Below are 21,067 nucleotides of genomic sequence, written 5' to 3'. Positions count from 1 at the left end.
GCTGACGATGTGTTTCGCGTCACGTGCCGGTAGAAAGCCGACACAACCTCGATTCGAGGTCGGGCGCCGTCAGCCGGCGATGAAATCGGCCTCGCGCTGCGCAAGCTCGCGCCGCACGGGTGCCGCCTTTTTCGGCAGGCGGGCGGGTTCGGCGACGCGCACGTCGCGCGGGGCGAAGCCGAAATGCGAGCGGAACTGGCGGGCGAAATGCGCCCCGTCGCAAAAACCGGCCTCGACGGCGATGTCGGTGACGCTCTTCTTCGTGGATTGCAGCAGGCGGTGCGCATAGGCGAGGCGCAACTCGCGATAGGCCACCGCCGGGCTCTGGCCGAGCGTCTCGGCGAAGAGGCGTTCGAGCTGGCGCGAGGAGAGCTGGAGGCGCGTCGCGATCGCCTCGACCGAGAGCGGCTCGGCGACGTGCTGCTCCATCAGGAGGATGGCGCGGCGCACCCGGTCGTCGCCGCCCGAGCCGGGGCCGGCATGGGGCTGGGCGTCGCTGCCGGCACGAGCGTTCTGCATCTGCAGGACGTGGAGGCATTTCTGCGCGGCGGCGGCGCCGACATGGCGCTCGATGAGGAAGGCGGCGAGATCGGCGACGCCCGAGCCGCCGGCACAGGTGATGCGGTCGCGGTCCTCCACGAAGAGCTGGTCCGCGTCCGGCGTCTGGTCGGGGAACTCCGCCTCGAAATCGGCATGGTGATACCAGGAGACGCAGCAGCGGCGCCCGCGCATCAGCCCGGCGCGCGACAGGACAAAGGAGCCGGTGCAGACGCCGACGAGCGGCACGCCGGCCTGGGCCGCCGACTTCAGATAGGCGATCGAGGCCTCGTCCATCGCCTCGCCGCCGTGCAGGAGGCCGCCGACCACCACGATATAGTCGAAGTTGCGGGGGTCGCCGAGCCCGGCGGTGCGGGTGATCTGGACGCCGCAGGAGGCGCGGATCGGCTGCGGCGTCGAAGCCATGACCGCCCAGGCGCAGCGGATCGGGCGCGAGCGGTCGCCCTCGTCGGCGGCCAGCCGCAGCGCATCGACGAAGAGCGACAGCGCCGAGAGCGTGAAATTATGCGCGGGAAGAAAGCCGACGCGCAGCGACGGCGCGTCGGCGCCGCCGGTCGGCACCCGGTTGGTCGAGGATCGGTTCAACGCTTCACCCGCATGACGCCCCAAGCTCCGTGGAGGGTTTCCAGGGTGCATCATGGCGTGCCGAGCGCCACCCGCCAAGGTGGAATCGCATGAGGGTTTCACGCAAGTGATTGAAAGCGCTGGCGCGGGCTCCAAGCGCTAGCGGCGGCGGCGCTCGGGCATGACGTCCCAGACCGCGGGCGGGATCGGCACGAGATGGGATTCGAACTCGCGGGTGCAGCGCTCCCACGAGAAGCCTTCTGCAAAGCGCCGGCAGCCGGCGCGATCGATCGAGAGGGCCTTCAGTGCGGCGTCGCGCAGGTCCTCGGAGAGGACCGCGTGGGGCGCGTCGCCGAGGATGTCGAGCGGGCCGGGCACGGGGAGGGCGGCGACCGGCGTGCCCGACGCCAGCGCCTCCAGCACCACGAGGCCGAAGGTCTCGAAACGCGAGGGAAAGACGAAGACGTCGGCGGCCGCGAAATGCCGGCCGACGTCAGTGCCGGTGCGCCGACCGAGGAAATGCGCGTCGGGGAACCGGGCGCGCAAGGGATCGAGCGCCGGCCCGTCGCCCACCACGACCTTCGAGCCCGGCAGGTCGAGCGAAAGGAAACCTTCGAGGTTTTTCTCCGGCGAGACGCGGCCGAGATAGAGGAAGATCGGTCGCTGCAGGGCGAGGAAGTCGAGATCGAAGGCGGGATCGTCGCGCCAGGGCCGGAAGAACTCGGTGTCGACGGCCCGGCCCCAGCGGCGGATGTTGCGAAAGCCGCGTGTGCCGAGCTCGCGCTCCAGCGTGTCGGTCTGCACCATGAAGCCGTCGCCGCCATTGTGAAACCAGCGCTGCGCCGCATAGGCGAGGCGCGACCCTCCGCCGACGCGCTTGGCGAAATAGTCGCCGAAGCGGGTGTGGAACGAGGTGGTGAAGGGCAGGCCGCGAATCCGGCAGTAGCGCCGGGCGGCAAGCCCGATCGGACCCTCAACCGGCACGTGGATGGCATCGGGCCGGAACGCCTCGATGATCTCGGCCAGCCGCCGGCCGGGCGCCACGGCCAGGCGCACCTCGGGATAGCCGGGGGCGGGGAGGGTCGCCCGAAAGCGGTCGGGACCGACGATCTCCACCTCGTGGCCGAAGCCGCGCAGCCGCTCGGCGGTGATGCCGAACACCCGCACGACGCCGTTCATCTGCGGCTCTCCTGCATCGGTCGCGATCAAGATACGCATGACTTTTCTTTCGCGCGATCGAAGACATCCCGATCCGTTTGCCTCGGCTCTCGCGAATGCTAGAGCTTGCGCCAGATAAGGGCGTCAAGGCGCAACCGGCCGTTTGTTCGAAGGGTTCCCGGTCATGAAGGTCATCATTCTCGGCGGCGACGGCTTCTGCGGCTGGGCGACGTCGCTGCATCTGTCGGCCGAGGGCCATGCCGTCACCATCGTCGACAATCTGGTACGCCGGCGCACCGACGAGGAGCTCGGCGCCGTCAGCCTGACGCCGATCCGCTCGATCGAGGAGCGGCTGCAGGCCTGGCGTGAGACGCGCAACACGCCGATCGACTTCGTCCAGCTCGACGTCGCCAAGGACTACGAGCAGCTGGAGCAGCTATTCCGCGACATCCAGCCGGACGCCATCGTCCACTTCGCCGAGCAGCGCGCCGCGCCCTATTCGATGAAGTCGCCCTGGCACAAGCGCTACACGGTGGACAACAACGTCAACGCCACCTCGTCGGTGCTCTGCGCTATGGTCGAGGCCTGCCCGGACGCCCATCTGGTGCACCTCGGCACGATGGGGGTCTACGGCTACGGCAAGACGAAGGGGATGACGATCCCCGAAGGCTATATCGACGCGACGCTGCGCTCGGGCGGCGCCGAGGCCCATGTCGAGATCCTCTATCCCGTCGATCCCGGCTCGATCTACCACATGACGAAGACGCTCGATCAGCTGCTCTTCCTCTACTACGCCAAGAACGACGGCTTGCGGATCACCGATCTCCACCAGGGCATCGTCTGGGGCACCTCGACGCCCGAGACCGATCTCGACGAGCGCCTCGTCAATCGCTTCGACTATGACGGCGACTACGGCACGGTGCTCAACCGCTTCTTGATGCAGGCGGCCATCGGCCATCCGCTGACGGTGCACGGGAGCGGCGGGCAGACCCGCGCCTTCATCCACATCCGCGACACCGTGCGCTGCATCGCGCTGGCGATCCAGGCGCCGCCCGAGCGCGGCGAGCGCGTCAGGATCATGAACCAGATGACCGAGACGCACCGGGTTCTCGACCTGGCTCAGATGATCTCAGGGTTGACCGGCGTTCCCGTCGAGATGCGCGACAACCCGCGCAAGGAAATGGCCGAGAACGATCTGGTGGTCGCCAACGACACGCTGATCAAGCTCGGGCTGGAGCCGACGAAGCTCTCTGACGGGCTGATGGAGGAGGTGCTCCACATCGCCGGCAAGCACCGCGACCGCTGCGACGAAAGCCGCATCGTCTGCTCATCGCTCTGGGTGAAGCCGATCGCCGCCGAGTAGCGCGGCGACCGGCTTCGGGACGGCGTCGTGCGCTCAGTGCGTGACGCCCGGCGCCTCGATGGTCTGGATCACCTCGAAGCCTTCGAATTCGGGATGGCCGATGTAGAGCGGCTTGGTGCCGCCGGCGCCCTTATGCGAGGCGCGGAAGGCCTCCGAGCGCGTCCAGTCCTCGAAGGCTTGCCTCGAGGCCCATAGCGTGTGCGAGGAATAAAGCCGGTGATCCTCGCGCTCCGGTCCCTTCAGCATGTGGAAGCCCTGGAAGCCCGGCACGGTGCCCAGATGCGACTCGCGGTTGCGCCAGAGCGTCTCGAAGGCGTCCGCTTCCTCCTTGATGACCTTGAAGCGGTTCATGGCGATGAAGGTCATGGGCGGCGGTCTCCTGTTGGCTCTCGGGTCATCCGATCATAGGCCGCGGCGCGTTCTTCGCCAGTCATGCTGCCCTCCTGACGACGCGGCCGGTGCTCGCGCCCGGCACCCGTCGCGACAACGTGAAGGGCCCATCGTCGATTGCATCGCGCCGGTGTCGCAATCGCGCACTACGCAAACGCTTTCTTTGCCTTTACTGCGCAGGAATGACGTTTCGTCGCCGCTCCGTTCGGGACCGGCGTCCTGACCAACCCTGGAGCGCCCCACGCTTCAGGTCTTCGTTTTATCCGCATTGTCCGACGACGAAGCGTGTCCGCTTCGTCTGGACGTGCTCCAGACGCCCGGAGGCCCGCCTTCGGGACGCCGCCCCCGATGGGAGCGGTTCGTTTCCAAGGAAGGGATTCGACGCCTTGCTTAACTCTCAGGTCCTCAAGGTCGCGGCCATCGGTGCCGCCCTTCTCTTCGCGGCCGGCCCGGCGCTCGCCCAGAGCTGCGGCAACTCCTCGGCGGGCTTTGCCCCCTGGCTCGCCTCGTTCAAGAGCCAGGCCGCCAGCCAGGGCATCTCGCAGGGCACGCTCGAGACCGCGCTCGGCGGCGTGACCTACGATCCCAAGGTCATCAGCCTCGACCGCAACCAGAAGAGCTTCAAGCTCTCGCTCGACGCCTTCATGGAGCGCCGCGCGCCCGCCTCCTTCGTCAAGAAGGGCAAGGGCATCATCGCCCAGAACCGCGACCTGCTGAACCGCATCGAGCAGCGCTACGGCGTCCAGAAGGAAATCCTCATCGCCATCTGGGGCATGGAAACGGGCTTCGGCGCCAATTCCGGCAACATGAACATCTTCCGCTCGCTGGCGACGCTTTCCTACGACTGCCGCCGCTCGGACTTCTTCACCGAGGAGCTGATGGCGGCGCTGCAGATCGTCGAGCGCGGCGACAAGCGCGCCTCCGACATGAAGGGCGCCTGGGCCGGCGAGATCGGCCAGACGCAGTTCCTCGCCAAGAACTACCTGCGCTACGCCGTGGACTTCGACGGCGACGGCCGCCGCGACCTCATCCGCTCGAAGGCCGACGTCCTCGCCTCGACCGCGAACTTCCTCAAGCAGCATGGCTGGATCGCCGGCGCCGGCTACAATCCGGGCGAGCCCAACTTCGCCCGCCTCGTCGACTGGAACCGCGCCACGGTCTACCAGCAGGGCCTCGCCCTCTTCGCGACCAAGCTCGCGAACTGATCGACGCCATCCGGCACCTTTGCATCGCGGCCCTCGATCGTCGTCCGATCGGGGGGCGTTCTGCTTTAAGGGCGCCGATGTCGAGGCAAGTTTAGGTGTTCGCCGATTCCGGCGGCGATCAATGGGGCCTTAACCGGTTGTGGTCATGCTGATGCAATACGTGTGTGTTGCAGCGAGTGAGTCATGCAGGATCGGCAGCCTGGGATCGAAGCCAGGCACGTGTTTCAACGCCTGAGTCTTGCGCAGTGGACCGTCACCTTTGGGACCTTCGTTACGCTCCTGTTCTTTCTGCCGGCGACGCGGATCATGGTTCGCTTCGAGGACGTCTCGGCGCAAATTCTGGTCAGCGGCGTCTCCGCGATCATTGCATTCGTCTACACGTATTGTCGGTTCGATCTCCGTCTTGCGATGCTGTTCGACGCCTTCGCGCAACTAATCGCCTTCTCGGCCATCGCAGGGATCCTGAGCTATGTGGCGGCGGCGATGGGCGCGTGGTCGATGCTGCAGGACGAGGCATTCAGCGCGTTCGATGAGGCGATCGGGTTCGACTGGCTGGGTTTCCTGCGGTGGCTCGGGCCCCATATTGTCCTGTCGAATGTGCTGGCCTTCGCTTACGATAGCCTCCTGTGGCAGGCCCTCTCGCTGATCCTGCTTCTGTTTCTATGGGGCAATGCGCGTCGGCTGCAGATCTTCGTGCTTGCCTTTCAGCTCGCTGGGCTCGCCTGCGTTCTTGTTTCGGCACTCGTTCCAGCCCTTGGCGTCTATGAATATCTCGGGGTCCGCGAGGCGATCGACCATCCTAATTTGACGTTGGTGACGATGAGCCATCATGTCCCGGTAATGATGCAGTTGCGGGACGCGACGCACAGCGTGGGCGTGTCCGCGATCCTCGGGATCATCACCTTTCCGAGTTTCCACATGGTTCTGGCCGTCCTGTTCGCCTGGGGCTTCTGGGGTATTCCTGTCATCCGATGGGTGGCGCTCGTCCTGAACATCCTGATGGCCGTGGCCACCCCGCTGCAAGGAAGTCATTACATCGCGGACCTGATGGCTGGCGCTGCCCTGGCGGTTGGCGGGTTGAGCGCGGCCCAGTGGCTTGCACGGCGAGTGGTGGCAGATGCGGCGACCGGCGATTGTAGGCTCGTCCGGCTTGCCGGCGCTCAGTCCCCGTCCAGTTCCGGGTAGCGGCGGAAGATGCCGTCCTCGTTGAAGGGGATGCGGCGGGGGCTGGCGAGATAGGCGGCGAGGCGCGGCGCTGCGTGGACGCGGCGGTGGAGGGCGAGGGTCAGCGGAAAGCCGGCTTCGATCGCGGCCATGCGGCGCGGGAAAGCGTAGCGCAGGCCCTCGATGGCCTGGAACAGGCCGAGATCGGCATAGGAGAGTGCCCCGCCGGCGAGGAAGTCGCCGCCCGAGGGATCGTTGGCCAGCACCGCCTCGTACCAACCGAGGAATTTCGGCAGGCGCTCGCTGCGGAACTCGGCGGCGCGGCGCAGGGCTTCCGGCTTCTGGTCCTCGTAATAGAGCGAGGTGGCGACGGGATGATGCGTGTCATGTGCCTCCGCCACGAGGTCGGCCGTGGTGAGCGCCGCGCTTCGGGCGAACTGGCGGTCGGCCTCGGCCTGCGGCGCAAGCCCCAGCCGCTCGCCGCAATAGGCTGCGATCGCGGCGGCCTGCGCCACCACGATCTCGCCGTGGATTGGGTCGTGGTGGATGAGAAAGGGCGGGGCGAAGGGGATGCGGTGCGTGCCGCGCCCCTCGACGATCCCGAGCATCGACTGAACACCCCCGCCCTCGCTCTCCGGCAGGCGCGCGACATCGCGATAGTCGGCGCCGCCGGCCTCCAGCACCAGACGCGCGAACTCGCCGCGGCCGGGAATGGTCGGCCAGTAGTAGAGATCGTATTCGGCCATTCTCGTCTCCTCGCCCTGTGCGAACGTCCGTCGGACGCCGGTCGCGCCGTCCCCACGCGGCCTTGCGGATGGGGCGGCATTTGAACGCGGTGCGAACGCCCGGTCGCGTCGTGACCCACCGGCAACGCAGGGGTTCGGCACCCCGTTCCGAGCCTTGGCCACGCAGGGTTCGACACCCGCTTGATGCACTGCAACATTTCGCGTCTTCGTGAAGTCATGCCTACGAATTCATCTTTGACCGTCTGGACAAGACCGGCGGCGGGATGATTGATGCGCGTTTCCCGGGGCTCCGCGAAACGCCCCCGATCCTGGAGGTCTCACCCTTGACCCTGCACATGCGATCCTTCCTCGGCGCCGTGTCGCTGGCCGCGATGATGACGGTCGGCGCAGCCGATGCCGCCCAGCTCAATCTGCACAATGGCGGCGACGTCGCCTCGCTCGACCCGCAGCGCATGTCGGGCGACTGGGAGAACCGCGTCGCGGGCGACCTGTTCGAGGGCCTCGTCACCGAGGACGCCAAGGCGCAGCCGATCGCGGGGCAGGCCGAGAGCTGGACGATCTCGCCGGACGGGCTCGTCTATACGTTCAAGCTGCGCGAGGGGATCAAGTGGTCGGACGGCCAGCCGGTGAAGGCCTCGGACTTCGTCTTCGGCTTCAAGCGGCTGATGGATCCCAAGCAGGCCGCCGAATACGCCTACCTGCAGTATCCCATCAAGAATGCCGAGGCGATCAACACCGGCAAGCTCGCCGACATGGACCAGCTCGGCGTCGCCGCGCCGGACGAGCGCACCGTCGTCATCACGCTTGAAAACCCGACGCCCTTCTTCCTCGGCGCGCTGACGCACTACACCGCCTATCCGCTGCCCGAGCACCTGATCAAGGCCAAGGGCGATGCCTGGGTGCAGATCGGCAACATCGTCACCAACGGCCCCTACGTGCCCACCGAATGGGTGCCGGGCAGCCATGTCCTGACCGCGAAGAACCCGCAATGGTACGGCACCGCCGATCTTCAGATCGACGGCACCAAGTTCTTCACGCTCGAAGACCAGGCGGCGGCCCTGCGTCGCTACCGCGCCGGCGAGTTCGACATCCTCACCTCGTTCCCGGCCGACCAGTTCAAGTGGCTGGAGGAGAACATGCCGGGACAGGCGCATGTGACGCCCTTCGCCGGCCTCTACTACTACGTCCTGAACTCCGCCAAGCCGCCGCTCGACAATGCCAACGTGCGCAAGGCGCTGTCGATGGCGGTCAATCGCGAGGTGATCGGCCCGCAGATCCTCGGCACCGGCGAACTGCCCGCCTATAGCTGGGTGCCGCCGGGCATCTCGAACTACGAGGGCGGCCCGGCCACCGTCGAGTGGAAGGACCTGGCCTATCCCGCCAAGCTTGGCGAGGCCAAGGCGCTGCTCGCGGCGGCCGGCTACGGCGCCGACAAGCCGCTGACGCTGCAGCTTCGCTACAACACCGACGACAACCACAAGCGGCTGGCGGTCGCCATCGCCTCGATGTGGAAGCCGCTCGGCGTCAATGTCGAGCTCCTCAACGCCGAGACGAAGGTGCATTACGCGGACCTGCGCGAGGGCGACTTCACGGTCGGGCGCGCCGGCTGGCTCGCCGACTACGACGATCCCACGAACTTCCTCGACCTCCTCAAGGGCGGCATCGAGATGAACTACGGCAAATGGTCCAATGCCGACTACGACAAGTTGCTGGCTCAGGCGCAGACGACGCCGGACCTCAAGGCCCGCGCCGGGATCCTCAAGCAGGCCGAGACGATCGCCCTGACGGATTCGGCGGCGATCCCGCTCTACTACTATGTCACCCACAATGTCGTATCGCCGAAGATCAGCGGCTTCGAGGACAACGTGAAGGACATCCACCGCACCCGCTGGCTGGCCAAGGCCGAGTAGCGCGGGACGGCATCGCAAGGGGAGGGCGGCCGGGACTTTCCGTCCGGCCCGGTCACGTGATGGCCGGGCGACGCCGGAGAACCCCTGCCCGCGTGGCGGTCGCCAGGCCGCGCCCGCGCCCTTCCCAGCCGCGATCCGGCCGATGCCGGCGGCCGGTCCTGCCGTCCGCGCCGCCCGCCGGACCGTGCCCGGCTTTCTCGTCCCGTAGCGCCCGTGAAAGACACAAGCGCCCATGCTCTCCTTCGCCTTTCGCCGGCTGCTGACGGCGATCCCGGTGGTGCTGATCGCCGTCACCGCCTGCTTCTTCATCCTGCGGCTGGCGCCCGGCGGGCCGTTCGACCGCGAACGCGCCCTGCCGCCGGAGATCCTCGCCAACCTCCGCGCCCATTATGATCTCGACCGGCCTCTCGTCGAGCAGTACCTGCGCTATCTCGGGCGCCTGGCGCAGGGGGATCTCGGCCCGTCCTTCGTCACGAAGGACTTCACCGTCGGCGAGCAGATCGCCATCGGCCTGCCCTACACGCTGATCCTCGGCGGCTCGGCCTTCGTGGTGGCGGTGGTGGTGGGGCTCGTCGCCGGCATCTACGGGGCGCTCTACCAGAACAGGGGCGCGGACTATCTCATCGCCGGGCTCATCATGATCGGCGTCGTGGTGCCGAACTTCCTCGTCGCACCGGTGCTGCAGCTCGTCTTCGGCATCAAGCTCGGCTGGCTGCCGGTGGGCGGGTGGGGCGACGGCTCGCTGCCCTTTCTCGTCCTGCCGGTCTTCGTGCTCGCCTTTCCCCATGCGGGGCGCATCTCGCGGCTGATGCGCGGCTCGATGATCGAGGTGCTGAACTCCAACTTCATCCGCACCGCCAAGGCCAAGGGCATCGGCTCGCGCCGCATGGTGATGCGGCACGCGCTGAAACCGGCGCTGACGCCGGTGATCTCCTATCTCGGGCCGGCGGCGGGCTATCTCCTCACCGGATCGATCGTCATCGAGGAGATCTTCGGCATTCCCGGTATCGGGCGCTACTTCATCCAGGCAGCGCTGAACCGCGACTACGGCATGGTTCTGGGCACGGTGGTCTTCTACATGCTGCTCATCGTCGTCCTGAACCTCCTCGTCGATCTCGCCTACGCCTATCTCGATCCGAGGGTCCGCACGCGATGACGCTCTTCGTCACCAAGCGCGAGGCGCTCGAGCCCTTCGCCGCCCACGAGGCCGAGGCCATGCACGGGCGCCCGCGCTCGCTGACGCGCGACGCCCTGCGCCGCCTCTTCGCCAACAAGGCGGCGGTGGTCTCGCTCCTCGTCTTCGCCTTCATCGTGGTCGCCGCCATCGTCGGCCCGTGGTTCGTGCCCTACGACTACGAGACCCCCGACTGGGCGGCGTTCCGCGCGCCGCCCTCGATCGAGAGCGGCCACTATTTCGGCACCGATCCGAACGGGCGAGACCTCCTGGCGCGAACGCTCTACGGCACCCGCGTCTCGCTGCTCGTGGCGCTCATCGCCACCAGCGTGTCGGTGCTGGTCGGCATCCTCTACGGCGCGGTGTCGGGCTTCGTCGGCGGGCGGGTCGACCAGGCGATGATGCGCTTCGTCGACGTGATGTACGCGCTTCCCTACATCCTCTTCGTCATTCTCCTGATGGTGATCTTCGGGCGCAACGTCTACCTGCTCTTCGCCGCCATCGGCCTTCTCGAATGGCTGACGATGGCGCGCATCGTGCGCGGCCAGACGCTGTCCCTGAAGGAGCGCGAGTTCGTCGAGGCGGCGCGGGCCTCGGGCGTCTCGACCTTCACCATCATCCGCCGCCACATCGTGCCCAACCTCATCGGCCCGGTGGTGATCTTCGCCACGCTCACCATCCCCGAGATCATCGTCACCGAGAGCTTCCTCTCCTATCTCGGCTTCGGCGTGCAGGAGCCGCTGACCTCGCTGGGCACCCTCATCTCGGAGGGCTCCGACACGCTGGAGACCATGCCCTGGCTGCTGCTCTTCCCCGGCGGCGTCCTCGTCACGCTTCTCCTCGCGCTCGCCTTCATCGGCGACGGCCTGCGCGACGCCTTCGACCCGAAGGACCGGTGATGCCTGCCATGCGCCACCGGCTCGCTGGACCACGCGTGGTCCAGGATGGGAGCCAGGCCCTTCCGAAAGCATCCAGCACTTTTCCACCTCGTCATCCCGGGCTTGACCCGGGATCCATGCCCGGGCGGCGGCGGGCTCGTCTCGCGCATGAGGCGCCGGATACAACTGCGATCGTCTCCGGCGAGGTCTCGGCATGGATCCCGGGTCAAGCCCGGGATGACGAGAGAGGTGGGGGATGGGGCTGGAACTCAGTCGAGTTCTCTTCTTCCGAAGCCAACCGGTATTTGCGACGCCTTCGGCCCGAAGGATCGCGATGCCCACGGTTTCTACGACGCCTACGGTGCGCGGCAGGCGCCTTGGAGGATCTGCGAACGGGCTTGTGCTCACTGCCGTTTCGGATGAGACCGCCGCTCTTCAGCTTCGTCATCCCGGATCGAGCCCAGGATGACGAGAAGGGCGGAGACGGAGGCGGGCCTTGTGGCGCGAGCCCTTTGATCCGCAGCTCCAGCGTGAGGGGCACGAGCCATGGCCGGACACGTCTACATCATGGCCAACCAGAAGCACGGCACGCTCTATGTCGGCGTGACCGGCGATCTCGCGCGCCGCGTCTTCGAGCACCGCACGGACCTGACGCCGGGTTTTGCCTCGCGCTACCGATGCCGCCGCCTCGTCTGGTACGAGGAGCATTTCGACATCCGCGACGCCATCGCCCGCGAGAAGACGCTCAAGCGCTGGCCGCGCTCGTGGAAGGTCTCGCTCATCGAAGCGATCAACCCCGACTGGAACGAACTCTATACCGGAATGGGCTGGTGACCGCCCGCCGGTGCAAGACCGACGCTCGCGAGGTCCCTTCATGCTGATACCCGACGACACGCCCCCGCTGTTGGAGCTCTCCGGCTATTCGATCCGCTTCGCCACGCCCGACGGCGAGGTGCGGGCGGTCAGCGAGATGGATCTGGCGGTGCGGCCCGGCGAGACGCTGGCGATCGTCGGCGAGTCCGGTTCGGGCAAGTCGCAGACCTTTAACGGCGTCTTCGGCCTCCTGGCGCGCAACGGGCGTGCGAGCGGCGCGGCGCGGCTGGAGGGGCGCGATCTCCTGGCGCTCAAATCCCGCGACCTCGACAAGGTTCGCGGCCGCGAGATGGCGATGGTGTTCCAGGACCCGATGACGGCGCTCAACCCCGCCATGAAGATCAAGCGCCAGCTCGCCGAGACGTTGGAGGTCCATCAGGGGCTCGGCCGGCGCGAGGCGGAGGTGCAGTCGCTGGCGATGCTGAAGCGCGTCGGCATTCCCGACGCCGAACGTCGCATCGAGCAATATCCGCACGAACTGTCCGGCGGCATGCGCCAGCGCGTCGTGATCGCCATGGCGCTGCTGTGCCGGCCGAAGATCCTCGTCGCCGACGAGCCGACCACCGCGCTCGACGTCACCATCCAGGCGCAGATCCTCGAGCTCTTCGCCGAGCTGACCGCCGGCTCGGGCACCGCGCTCGTGCTCATCACCCACGATCTCGGCGTCGTCGCCGGCGTCGCCGACCGGATCGCGGTGATGTATGCGGGGCGGATCGTCGAGGAGGGGGCGGTCGACGACGTCTTCGCCGCGCCCGCCCATCCCTACACCGCCGCGCTTCTCGCCTCGATCCCGCGTGTCGACCGCGACGTCGGCGCGGTGGAGCCGATCCCCGGCCGCCCGCCCAACCTCATCCACCCGCCCGCCGGCTGCGCCTTCCATCCGCGCTGCCGCAGCGCCATCGAGCGCTGCGCCACCGAGCGCCCGCCACTGGAGGCTGTGGCACAGGAGGGTCGCGCCGGGCCCGTGCGCCGCGCCGCCTGCTGGCGCCCCTTCGTCGATGCGTCCCGCGGAACCGGATATGGTTCCGCGCCGGGAACCGGGTACGGTTCAGCGCCGGGAACCGGCACCGGCTCGGTCGAACGAACCGCCACGGAGACCGCGCTCCATGTCTGATCCCGTCCACACGACCCCGCCCGCGCCGATCCTCGACGTGCGCAATCTCTCGACGAGCTTCTCCGTGAAGGGCAAGGGCCTCTTCTCCAGACGGTTGCAGCTGAAGGCCGTCGACGACGTGTCGTTCACGCTCCGCGAGGGCGAGACGCTCGGCATCGTCGGGGAGTCGGGCTGCGGCAAGTCCACGCTCGGGCGCTCGATCCTGCGGCTGATCGAGCCGAGCGCGGGCCGCGTCGTCTGGCAGGGGCGCTCGCTCACCGACCTCGCGCCGGCCGAGATGCGCGCCGCGCGCCGCGACCTGTCGATCATCTTCCAGGATCCGATCGCCTCGCTCGACCCGCGCATGACGGTCGGCGACATCATCGACGAGCCGCTGCGCGTCGCCGAGCCGACGTTGCCCAAAGCCGAGCGCCGCGCACGGGTGCAGACGGTGATGGGCGAGGTCGGGCTGGTGCCCGAGATGATCAACCGCTATCCGCACGAATTCTCGGGCGGACAGGCGCAGCGCATCGGCATCGCGCGGGCCATCGTCACCGAACCCAAGCTCATCGTCTGCGACGAGCCGGTCTCGGCGCTCGACGTTTCGATCCAGGCGCAGATCGTCAATCTCCTGGCGGACCTGCGCCGTCGCCGCGGCCTGACGCTGATCTTCATCAGCCACGACCTTTCGGTGGTGCGCCTCGTCTCCGACCGGATCCTCGTCCTCTATCTCGGCCGCATCGTCGAAATGGGCGCGCGGGCCGACGTGTTCGAGCGTCCCGCGCACCCCTATGCGCGCGCCCTCCTTTCGGCCGCACCGATTCCCGATCCGCGGATCGCCCGCCATCGAAAGCGCCTGGTGCTCGTCGGCGATCCGCCCTCGCCGATCAATCCGCCTTCGGGCTGCGCCTTCCGCACCCGCTGCCCGATCGCCGAGGCGATCTGCGCGGCGGAGCGCCCCGAGCTCCGGGCGGTGGCATCCGGTCACGAGGCGGCCTGCCACTTCGCCGGCGAGGAGGCGGCGCGGCGCATGCGCGCGAAGGAGGCGCCGACGCTGGCGGAGGTGGCTCTCGCCTGACTCAATCGTCACCATCGCTCTTATCTTGTTCGCGCCCGTGCTCCCTGGTAATATTTGCTGGTAGTGGAAAGAGGAGCTGATGGCGAAAAACACGTCGGTGATCCTGGGCGATCACTTCTCCGATTTCGTTGCGGCGCAGCTTCACGGTGGTCGATACGGCTCGGCCAGCGAAGTCGTGCGAGCGGGCCTGCGCCTTCTGGAAGAGCACGAGGTGCGCCTGCAGGGGTTGCGAGATGCGATCCGCGAAGGCGAGGACAGCGGACCGGCAGAGGCGTTCGACCCGCACGACTTCCTGAGCGACATGCATCGCAAGCATGGCGTCTGAGATCCGGCTTCGGCCTCGGGCGCGGGCGGACCTTGGCGAGATCTTCGCCTATTCGATCGAGAGATGGTCCGTTTCGCGAGCGGACCGGTATATCCTGGCTCTGACGGCCGGAATGGAGGCGGTCACACGGTCACCGGACCTTGGACGCGCGATCGAAGGCATCGAACCGCCGATCCGATCCTACGCCGTCGCATCTCACCTGATCGTCTGCAGATCGACGCCGCGTGGGATCGACGTGGTGCGTGTCCTGCATCGCCGGATGGACGTCGTTTCCCGGATTCAGTCCTGACGGTCATGACGTTGACAAGCAGAAGGGCCGCTTTCTGGGCAGCCCTTCTTGTCCATGCCGGGTTCGGATGAGAAGCCTCTGTCAGGCCGCCATCATCTCCGCTTCCGGGGCCTTGGCGCCGGTCATCAGGGCGACGGCGTCGGACATGGTGATCGATTTCGGATCGACCACGCAGAGGCGCTTCGACAGACGGTGGATGTGGATGCGGTCGGCGATCTCGAAGACATGGGGCATGTTGTGCGAGATCAGGACGATCGGCATGCCGCGCGAGCGCACCTCAAGGATGAGGTCGAGCACCTTGCGGCTCTCCTTCACGCCGAGCGCGGCGGTGGGCTCGTCGAGGATCAACACCTTCGAACCGAAGGCGGCGGCGCGCGCCACCGCGACGCCCTGGCGCTGGCCGCCCGACAGGGTCTCCACCGGCTGGTCGATGTTCTGGATCGTCATCAGCCCGAGCTCGGAGAGCTTCTCGCGGGCGATCTTGCGCATCGCCGGCTTGTCGAGCATGCGCAGGTAGTCGCCGGCAAAGCCCTTGCGGCGCATCTCGCGCCCCAGGAACATGTTGTCGGCGATCGAGAGAGCCGGCGAGAGCGCCAGCTGCTGGTAGACCGTCTCGATGCCGCTGTCGCGCGCCGCCTGCGGGTTGGCGAAGGTGATCGGCTTGCCGTCGAGGCGGATCTCGCCGCCGTCGGGGATCACGGCGCCCGACAGCGCCTTGATCAGGGTCGACTTGCCGGCGCCGTTGTCGCCGATCACGGCGAGGATTTCGCCGGGGTAGAGGTCGAAGTCGCCGTTGTCGATGGCGACGACGCGGCCGTAGCGCTTCTGCAGGCCGCGCGCCTGCAGGACGGGAGTGGTGCCGAGCGTATGGGACATCAGGCCGAGACCTTCCGGATCCACTGGTCGGATGCGACCGCCAGGATGATGAGCGCGCCCACCGTCAGGCGGGTCCATTGCGGGTCGGTGCCGTAGATGCGCAGGCCCATGGCGAAGACGCCGACGATGAGCGCGCCGACGAGCGTGCCGAGCACCGAGCCGCGCCCGCCGAAGAGCGAGGTGCCGCCAATGACGACCGCGGTGATCGCCTGGATGTTGGCCTCATAGCCCGAGGTCGGCGAGACCGAGCCGATGCGCCCGATGAGCGCCCAGCCGGCGAAGCCGCAGATGAGGCCCGACACCGCGTAGACCGAGATCAGCACCTTGTTCGAGCGGATGCCCGACAGGCGCGCTGCGTCCTCGTCGTCGCCCACGGCGTAGACGTGGCGGCCCCAGGCCGTGTTGTTGAGGATGTAGTAGAACAGCGCCACGAGAAGCAGCACGGCCACCACCGCATAGGTGAAGACGGCGCCGCCGACCTGGAACGTGCGCCCGAGGAACTGCATCATCGGGGCGGCGGCCTCGACGTCCTGCGCCCGGATCGTGGCGTTCTGAGTGTAGATGAAGTTGATCGCCTCGAAGACGAACCAGGTTCCGAGCGTCACGATGAAGGGCGGCAGGCGCACCTTGGCGACCAGCACGCCGTTGATGGCGCCGCAGAGCGTGCCGACGGCGAGGCCGATGAGCAGCGCCAGTGGCGAGGGCACGCCGTGCAGCACGGCGAGATTGCCCATCACCACCGAGGAGAGGACCATGATCGCGCCGACCGAGAGGTCGATGCCGGCGGTGAGGATGATGAGCGTCTGCGCGACGCCGACGATGCCCACGATCGCGACCTGCTGGAGGATCAGCGTCATCGTGAAGGCGTTGAAGAAGCGGCCGCCGATGAGCGCGCCGAAGACGCCGATGCCGCAGAGCAGCACGATCACCGGCACCATCGTGGGATTGGCGTGGAGGAAGTGCTGGAGATGCTGGAGCGGCGTGCGTTTATGCTTGGCGGAGAAATCCGCCACGCGGGTGTCGCTCTTGTCGAGCCCCGCCTCGAAGTCGCTGCCCTTTCGGGTGGTGGTGTCGGTCATCGAGCCGCGATCTCCCTTGCGCGGGGTCCGTCAAAGCCGGACGCGCCCGTCGGGCGGCCCGGCTCGCGAGGCTCCGGCGCCGGGGCTTTCCAAGCCCGCGGCGCCGGAGATTTGCGAAGCGTATCAGCCCCAGCAGGCCTTCGCGGCCGTGGCCGAGTCCATCGACTTGACGCCGTCGACCGGCGCGTCGGTGACGAGGTCGACGCCGGTGTTGGTGATCTCGAGGCCGGCGGAGGCCTCCGGCTTCTTGCCGGACTCGGCGAAGGTCTTGACCGCCTCGACGCCCATCGCGGCCATCTTCAGCGGATACTGCATCGAGGTGGCGCCGATGACGCCGTCCTTGACGTTGGCGATGCCGGGGCAGCCGCCGTCGACGGAGACGATCGTCACCTTGTCGGCGAGGCCCAGCGCCTTCAGCGCCTCGTAGGCGCCGGCCGCGGCCGGCTCGTTGATCGTGTAGACGAGGTTGATCGTCGGATCCTTCTGGAGAAGGTTCTCCATCGCCTGACGGCCGCCCTCCTCGTTGCCGTTGGTGATGTCGTGTCCGACGATGCGCGCGTCGCTCTCGTCGCCCACCACGTCCTTGTTCTTCACGTCGATGCCGAAGCCCTCCATGAAGCCCTGGTCGCGCAGCACGGCCACGGAGGGCTGCTGCGGGGTCAGGTCGAGGAAGGCGATCTTGGCGTCGGCGGCCTCATTGCCCATCTTGGCCTTGGCCCACTGGCCGATGAGGACGCCCGCCTCGTAATTGTCGGTGGCGAAGGTCGCGTCGGCCGCGTTCAGCGGCTCGAGCGGCGTGTCAAGCGCGATGGTGATGAGGCCGGCGTCGCGTGCCTTGGTGATGGCGGGCACGATGCCCTTCGTGTCGGAGGCGGCGATCAGGATGCCCTTGGCGCCCGCCGCGATGCAGCTTTCGATCGCCTGGACCTGGCTGTCCGAGTCGCCGTCGACGCGGCCGGCATAGGACTGCAGGTTGATGCCGAGTTCCTTGGCCTTGGCCTCGGCACCTTCCTTCATCTTGACGAAGAAGGGGTTCGTGTCGGTCTTGGTAATCAGGCAGACCGTCATCGGCGACTGCGCGGAGGCGCTGCCGGCGAGAGCGAGGACACCGAGCGCGCCGACGGCGGCGGACGCGAAGAGATGACGCAAATTCACTTAAGAAGCCTCCCGAAAAAAACGATCACCGGCCGGCCCGACCTTCGAGGCCGGGCGTCGGACGCGGGCGACCCGAGCCTCCTCGCCGGGTCGTACCGGGGCATCCAACACAAGCCGTCAGCCCCTGTCAATCTATAACTCACGAGGATTTATTTATTGACAGGGTCCGCGGGTTGGGAAAGGTTCGGCCGTGACAGCCGGCGCGAGATCGGCCTCACATCGGGGGAGGGCCACAGGGCATGGGCGACGCGATGCTGCCGACGGACGGGTCGGCGCGCCCGGCGAGCGGCGGCGACGAACGCCTCCGGGGCTCGAACCAGGCGGGCCTTCGCGCGCACAACGAGCGCGCCGTGCTCTCGCTCATCCGCCGCCACGGCGAACTCGCCAAGTCCGAGATCGCGCGCCTCTCCGGCCTCTCGCCGCAGACCGCCTCGGTGATCATGCGCTCGCTCGAGGGCGACGGGCTGGTGCTGGCCGGCGAGCCGCGGCGCGGGCGCGTCGGCCAGCCCTCGGTGCCGATGCGGCTCAACCCGGACGGCGCCTTCGCGCTCGGCCTCAAGCTCGGCCGGCGCACGAGCGAGATGGTGCTGATGGACTTCGTCGGCACGGTGCGCGAGAGCCGCGCCATCCTCTACCGCTTTCCCCGCCATGCCGAGATCCTCGCCTTTGTCACCCGCGCCGCCGACGAGCTGCGCGCGGCGCTGCCGCCGCTCCTGCGCCGTCGCCTGTCGGGCCTCGGGGTCGGCATGCCCTTCGAACTCTGGGCCTGGGGCGAGGCCAACGGGGCGCCGCCCGGCGAGATGGAGGAATGGCGCCGGCTCGACTTCGCCGCCGAGCTCGAACAGGCGACCGGCGAGGCCGTCTATCTCGCCAACGACGTGACCGCGGCCTGCGGCGCCGAGCAGGCCTTCGGCACCGCCGTTTCGGCCCATTACATCTACTTCTTCGTCGGCGCCTTCGTCGGCGGCGGCATCGTCATCGACGGCGCCCTCGTCTCGGGGCGCACCGGCAATGCCGGCGCGCTCGGCTCGATGCTGGTCCCGACGAGAGAAGGCCCCGAGCGCCAGCTCATCCACGTCGCCTCGATCCACGTGCTGGAGCGCATGGTGGAGGCCTCCGGGCGCTCGAGCGTCGAGCTCTGGCGCCGGGATGCCGACTGGAGCGATCTCGGGCCGCTTCTTAACGAGTGGATCACCATCGCGGCTGGCGGGCTCGCCCATGCGGTGGCCGCGTCTGCCGCGGTCTACGACTTCGAGAAGGCCGTAATCGACGGCAGCTTTCCCGCCACCGTGCGCCGGCGCCTCACCGAGGCGACGCGAGAGGCGCTGGCGCGGCTCGACCTGCAGGGCCTGCCCCCCGTCGCGGTGGCCGAGGGCACGATCGGCCGCTCGGCCCGCGAGGTCGGCTCGGCGAGCCTGCCCTTCTTCGCCAAGTTCCTGCTCGACCACCGGGTGCTTCTCGCCGACCGTTGAGGCGGCACCCGAGCGTTCCTACCGCGTCTCGCGGATGCGCCCGTCGGTGGACGGCCGGTAGGGCGCGTTCTCCGCCGTCAGGTAGGCGATGACGGCGTCTTCGAGGTTCGGCCCGTAATCGTAGGCGTTCACCGCCTTCTCGGCGAAGACCTTGTAGCCGTCGCCGCCGGTGCGCAGGAAGTTGTTGGAGACGAGCGTGTAGGTGACGGCCGGGTCGATCGGCACCCATCGGCCTGCATCGTCGCGCACCCGCACTGCCTCGATCCGGCTCTCGTTCGGCCGCCCGGTTCGCGACCAGTCGAACTGCAGCCCCGCCACCTGCGGGAAGCGGCCGGCGCCGGCCTCGACCTCGGCGACGCCGCCCTCCAGCGCCGCCACGACGTCGGCGCCCGTCAGCTGGAACGTCGCGATCGTGTTCTGGAAGGGCAGCACCGTCAGCACCTCGCCGAGCGTCACCGGGCCGGCGTCGATCGAGGCGCGAAGGCCCCCGCCATTGGCGATGGCGATCGTCACGCCCTGGTCCCCGGTGCGCGCCAGCATCGCCTCGGCGACGAGATTGCCCATCTGGCACTCGCCGGTGCGGCAGGTGTCGCGCGAGCCGTCGATGGCGGCGGCGCTCGTCCCCACCACCTTCGTTCGCATGGCCTCGAGCGGCACCGCCAGCTCAGCGACACGCGCCACCATGGCGGGGTCCTCGGGCAGGCTCTGCTCGAGAAGGATCGGCGCGCCCTCGGCCCTGGTCACGACGCCGCGCTCGTCGAAGGTCACGGTGAGGTCGCCGAGATACTTGCCGTAGGCGTAGGCTTGCACGATCGGAACGCCCACCCCGTCCGACCCGGTGACGAGCGTCGGATAGGGTCCGGCGGCCTTCGGGTCGGTGGCGGAGAGAAGCGTGTGCGAATGGCCGCCGACGATCACGTCGAGGCCGGGCACCTCGGCCGCCAGCCGCTGGTCGAGCGCGTAGCCGGAATGGCTGAGGAGCACGATCTTGGTCACGCCCTGCGCCGTCAGGCGCTCGGCCTCGCGCCGCGCCGCCGCGACGGGATCGCCGAAGCCGACAGTCCTGCCGCCGATCGTCAGCTCCGCCGTGTCGGGCGGGGTCAGGCCGATGGTGCCGATCCGCTCGCCGCCCTTCTCGACCACCGTGGAGGGCGCGATGAGCGCGGCGAGGTCCGGCTCGCGCGTGAGATCCAGATTGGCCGAGAGCACCGGAAACCGGACGCTGCGGGCGAAGTCCGAGAGCACCGGCACGCCGTCGTCGAACTCGTGATTGCCGACGGCCGTCGCCTCGAAGCCCATCGCGTTCATGAACTCCGCGGCGTCCCTGCCCTTGTAGACCGTATAGAACAGCGATCCCTGGCTCTGGTCGCCGGCATCGAGGAGCAGCACCGGCGTCGTGCCGGCCCTGGCGCGCTCGTTCGCGATCGCCGCCGCCAGCCGCGCCACCCCGCCGAAGCAGGCACCGGCCTCCGCGTCTTTGACAGAGCACGGGCCGTCGCTCCGACTGATCGGCTCGACCCGCGAATGGACATCGTTGACGTGCAGGATCTTGAGGTCGAACGCTTCGGCCGGCAGCGTGGCGGACGCACCGAGCGCGGCGGCGAGGGCGAGAAGGGCGGGTCTCATCGGCAGGTCGGTCCTTTCGGGTCGGCGGCGTGCGGCAGTGCGGAACGGGCGCGAGGGGCCCGGCGATCATCGTAGGCGAGGCGCCCGGTCC

At 68.2% G+C, this 21,067-nt stretch carries 20 protein-coding genes; 12 read left to right on the top strand and 8 right to left on the bottom strand.

The window, feature by feature from the left end; genetic code table 11:
• Positions 1-69 precede the first annotated feature (69 nt).
• Together AUL33_RS13555 and AUL33_RS13550 are read right to left on the bottom strand one after the other, a co-directional pair.
• Positions 70-1,143 (bottom strand): GlxA family transcriptional regulator, encoded by a 1,074-nt coding sequence (locus AUL33_RS13555; RefSeq protein WP_062208905.1) that lies wholly within the window; start codon positions 1,141-1,143, stop codon positions 70-72.
• A gap of 138 nt (positions 1,144-1,281) precedes the next feature.
• Complete coding sequence (locus AUL33_RS13550) at positions 1,282-2,340, bottom strand: glycosyltransferase family 1 protein (protein WP_062208902.1); 1,059 nt, start codon at positions 2,338-2,340, stop codon at positions 1,282-1,284.
• Positions 2,341-2,464: 124 nt separating this feature from the next.
• Here AUL33_RS13550 and AUL33_RS13545 point away from each other — a divergent pair, with 124 nt between their 5' ends.
• Positions 2,465-3,643, top strand: a complete 1,179-nt coding sequence (locus AUL33_RS13545; protein ID WP_062208899.1) for an NAD-dependent epimerase/dehydratase family protein — start codon at positions 2,465-2,467, stop codon at positions 3,641-3,643.
• A 33-nt stretch (positions 3,644-3,676) separates the two neighbouring features.
• Here AUL33_RS13545 and AUL33_RS13540 read toward each other — a convergent pair whose 3' ends face one another.
• Positions 3,677-4,009, bottom strand: a complete 333-nt coding sequence (locus AUL33_RS13540; RefSeq protein ID WP_062208896.1) for an antibiotic biosynthesis monooxygenase — start codon at positions 4,007-4,009, stop codon at positions 3,677-3,679.
• Between the two features lie 410 nt (positions 4,010-4,419).
• On the opposite strand from AUL33_RS13540, the gene AUL33_RS13535 reads away from it, so the two are divergent.
• Positions 4,420-5,238 (top strand): lytic transglycosylase domain-containing protein, encoded by an 819-nt coding sequence (locus AUL33_RS13535; protein ID WP_062208893.1) that lies wholly within the window; start codon positions 4,420-4,422, stop codon positions 5,236-5,238.
• A 183-nt stretch (positions 5,239-5,421) separates the two neighbouring features.
• Positions 5,422-6,423 carry a phosphatase PAP2 family protein gene (locus AUL33_RS13530; protein WP_062208891.1) on the top strand — a complete coding sequence of 334 codons (1,002 nt, stop codon included), beginning with the start codon at positions 5,422-5,424 and terminating at the stop codon, positions 6,421-6,423.
• On the opposite strand, the gene AUL33_RS13525 is transcribed toward AUL33_RS13530, so the two are convergent.
• Positions 6,399-7,148, bottom strand: a complete 750-nt coding sequence (locus AUL33_RS13525) for a glutathione S-transferase (RefSeq protein WP_062208888.1) — start codon at positions 7,146-7,148, stop codon at positions 6,399-6,401. The genes AUL33_RS13530 and AUL33_RS13525 overlap by 25 nt on opposite strands.
• A gap of 335 nt (positions 7,149-7,483) precedes the next feature.
• Here AUL33_RS13525 and AUL33_RS13520 point away from each other — a divergent pair, with 335 nt between their 5' ends.
• From AUL33_RS13520 to AUL33_RS13485, 8 genes are all read left to right on the top strand, one after another.
• The gene (locus AUL33_RS13520) at positions 7,484-9,058 is read left to right on the top strand and encodes a peptide ABC transporter substrate-binding protein (protein WP_062209065.1); all 1,575 of its coding nucleotides are present in this window, start codon (positions 7,484-7,486) and stop codon (positions 9,056-9,058) included.
• Between the two features lie 232 nt (positions 9,059-9,290).
• Entirely contained in the window at positions 9,291-10,214 is a 924-nt protein-coding gene (locus AUL33_RS13515) for an ABC transporter permease subunit (protein WP_062208885.1), read from the top strand.
• Positions 10,211-11,131 carry an ABC transporter permease subunit gene (locus tag AUL33_RS13510; RefSeq protein ID WP_062208882.1) on the top strand — a complete coding sequence of 307 codons (921 nt, stop codon included), beginning with the start codon at positions 10,211-10,213 and terminating at the stop codon, positions 11,129-11,131. Before AUL33_RS13515 ends, AUL33_RS13510 begins: the two co-directional genes overlap by 4 nt.
• Positions 11,132-11,656: 525 nt before the next feature.
• On the top strand, positions 11,657-11,944 hold the full coding sequence (locus tag AUL33_RS13505) for a GIY-YIG nuclease family protein (RefSeq protein WP_062208879.1): 288 nt from the start codon (positions 11,657-11,659) through the stop codon (positions 11,942-11,944).
• 40 nt (positions 11,945-11,984) lie between these two features.
• Positions 11,985-13,097 carry an ABC transporter ATP-binding protein gene (locus AUL33_RS13500; protein ID WP_082652580.1) on the top strand — a complete coding sequence of 371 codons (1,113 nt, stop codon included), beginning with the start codon at positions 11,985-11,987 and terminating at the stop codon, positions 13,095-13,097.
• Positions 13,090-14,154, top strand: coding sequence for an ABC transporter ATP-binding protein (locus AUL33_RS13495; protein ID WP_062208876.1), 1,065 nt, complete (start codon positions 13,090-13,092; stop codon positions 14,152-14,154). The genes AUL33_RS13500 and AUL33_RS13495 overlap by 8 nt, the downstream gene beginning before the upstream one ends.
• 79 nt (positions 14,155-14,233) lie before the next feature.
• Complete coding sequence (locus AUL33_RS13490; RefSeq protein ID WP_062208871.1) at positions 14,234-14,479, top strand: type II toxin-antitoxin system ParD family antitoxin; 246 nt, start codon at positions 14,234-14,236, stop codon at positions 14,477-14,479.
• On the top strand, positions 14,469-14,768 hold the full coding sequence (locus AUL33_RS13485) for a type II toxin-antitoxin system RelE/ParE family toxin (protein ID WP_062208868.1): 300 nt from the start codon (positions 14,469-14,471) through the stop codon (positions 14,766-14,768). Before AUL33_RS13490 ends, AUL33_RS13485 begins: the two co-directional genes overlap by 11 nt.
• Before the next feature lie 81 nt (positions 14,769-14,849).
• On the opposite strand, the gene AUL33_RS13480 is transcribed toward AUL33_RS13485, so the two are convergent.
• The 3 genes from AUL33_RS13480 to AUL33_RS13470 form a co-directional block, all read right to left on the bottom strand.
• Positions 14,850-15,644, bottom strand: coding sequence for an ATP-binding cassette domain-containing protein (locus AUL33_RS13480; protein ID WP_062208865.1), 795 nt, complete (start codon positions 15,642-15,644; stop codon positions 14,850-14,852).
• Positions 15,644-16,723: an ABC transporter permease gene (locus AUL33_RS13475; RefSeq protein WP_062208862.1), complete on the bottom strand. Its 1,080-nt coding sequence runs from the start codon at positions 16,721-16,723 to the stop codon at positions 15,644-15,646. Before AUL33_RS13475 ends, AUL33_RS13480 begins: the two co-directional genes overlap by 1 nt.
• A gap of 123 nt (positions 16,724-16,846) precedes the next feature.
• Positions 16,847-17,872, bottom strand: a complete 1,026-nt coding sequence (locus AUL33_RS13470; protein ID WP_062208859.1) for a sugar ABC transporter substrate-binding protein — start codon at positions 17,870-17,872, stop codon at positions 16,847-16,849.
• A 245-nt stretch (positions 17,873-18,117) separates the two neighbouring features.
• Between AUL33_RS13470 and AUL33_RS13465 the strand changes: the two genes are divergently transcribed.
• Positions 18,118-19,350 carry an ROK family transcriptional regulator gene (locus AUL33_RS13465; RefSeq protein ID WP_244492219.1) on the top strand — a complete coding sequence of 411 codons (1,233 nt, stop codon included), beginning with the start codon at positions 18,118-18,120 and terminating at the stop codon, positions 19,348-19,350.
• Between the two features lie 18 nt (positions 19,351-19,368).
• On the opposite strand, the gene AUL33_RS13460 is transcribed toward AUL33_RS13465, so the two are convergent.
• Positions 19,369-20,976 (bottom strand): bifunctional UDP-sugar hydrolase/5'-nucleotidase, encoded by a 1,608-nt coding sequence (locus AUL33_RS13460; protein WP_062208856.1) that lies wholly within the window; start codon positions 20,974-20,976, stop codon positions 19,369-19,371.
• Between the last annotated feature and the right edge of the window lie 91 nt (positions 20,977-21,067).

It is taken from the genome of Aureimonas sp. AU12, from assembly GCF_001463705.1.
Classification (GTDB): Bacteria; Pseudomonadota; Alphaproteobacteria; order Rhizobiales; family Rhizobiaceae; genus Aureimonas.
This window is presented reverse-complemented; position numbering and strand designations above follow the sequence as displayed.

Coding starts and splice junctions, on each gene's coding strand:
- AUL33_RS13550 (WP_062208902.1), bottom strand. CDS start 2,340: ATGCGTATCTTGATCGCGACCGATGCAGGAGAGCCGCAGATGAACGGC.
- AUL33_RS13545 (WP_062208899.1), top strand. CDS start 2,465: ATGAAGGTCATCATTCTCGGCGGCGACGGCTTCTGCGGCTGGGCGACG.
- AUL33_RS13540 (WP_062208896.1), bottom strand. CDS start 4,009: ATGACCTTCATCGCCATGAACCGCTTCAAGGTCATCAAGGAGGAAGCG.
- AUL33_RS13530 (WP_062208891.1), top strand. CDS start 5,422: ATGCAGGATCGGCAGCCTGGGATCGAAGCCAGGCACGTGTTTCAACGC.
- AUL33_RS13525 (WP_062208888.1), bottom strand. CDS start 7,148: ATGGCCGAATACGATCTCTACTACTGGCCGACCATTCCCGGCCGCGGC.
- AUL33_RS13520 (WP_062209065.1), top strand. CDS start 7,484: ATGCGATCCTTCCTCGGCGCCGTGTCGCTGGCCGCGATGATGACGGTC.
- AUL33_RS13515 (WP_062208885.1), top strand. CDS start 9,291: ATGCTCTCCTTCGCCTTTCGCCGGCTGCTGACGGCGATCCCGGTGGTG.
- AUL33_RS13510 (WP_062208882.1), top strand. CDS start 10,211: ATGACGCTCTTCGTCACCAAGCGCGAGGCGCTCGAGCCCTTCGCCGCC.
- AUL33_RS13505 (WP_062208879.1), top strand. CDS start 11,657: ATGGCCGGACACGTCTACATCATGGCCAACCAGAAGCACGGCACGCTC.
- AUL33_RS13500 (WP_082652580.1), top strand. CDS start 11,985: ATGCTGATACCCGACGACACGCCCCCGCTGTTGGAGCTCTCCGGCTAT.
- AUL33_RS13495 (WP_062208876.1), top strand. CDS start 13,090: ATGTCTGATCCCGTCCACACGACCCCGCCCGCGCCGATCCTCGACGTG.
- AUL33_RS13490 (WP_062208871.1), top strand. CDS start 14,234: ATGGCGAAAAACACGTCGGTGATCCTGGGCGATCACTTCTCCGATTTC.
- AUL33_RS13485 (WP_062208868.1), top strand. CDS start 14,469: ATGGCGTCTGAGATCCGGCTTCGGCCTCGGGCGCGGGCGGACCTTGGC.
- AUL33_RS13480 (WP_062208865.1), bottom strand. CDS start 15,644: ATGTCCCATACGCTCGGCACCACTCCCGTCCTGCAGGCGCGCGGCCTG.
- AUL33_RS13475 (WP_062208862.1), bottom strand. CDS start 16,723: ATGACCGACACCACCACCCGAAAGGGCAGCGACTTCGAGGCGGGGCTC.
- AUL33_RS13465 (WP_244492219.1), top strand. CDS start 18,118: ATGGGCGACGCGATGCTGCCGACGGACGGGTCGGCGCGCCCGGCGAGC.
- AUL33_RS13460 (WP_062208856.1), bottom strand. CDS start 20,976: ATGAGACCCGCCCTTCTCGCCCTCGCCGCCGCGCTCGGTGCGTCCGCC.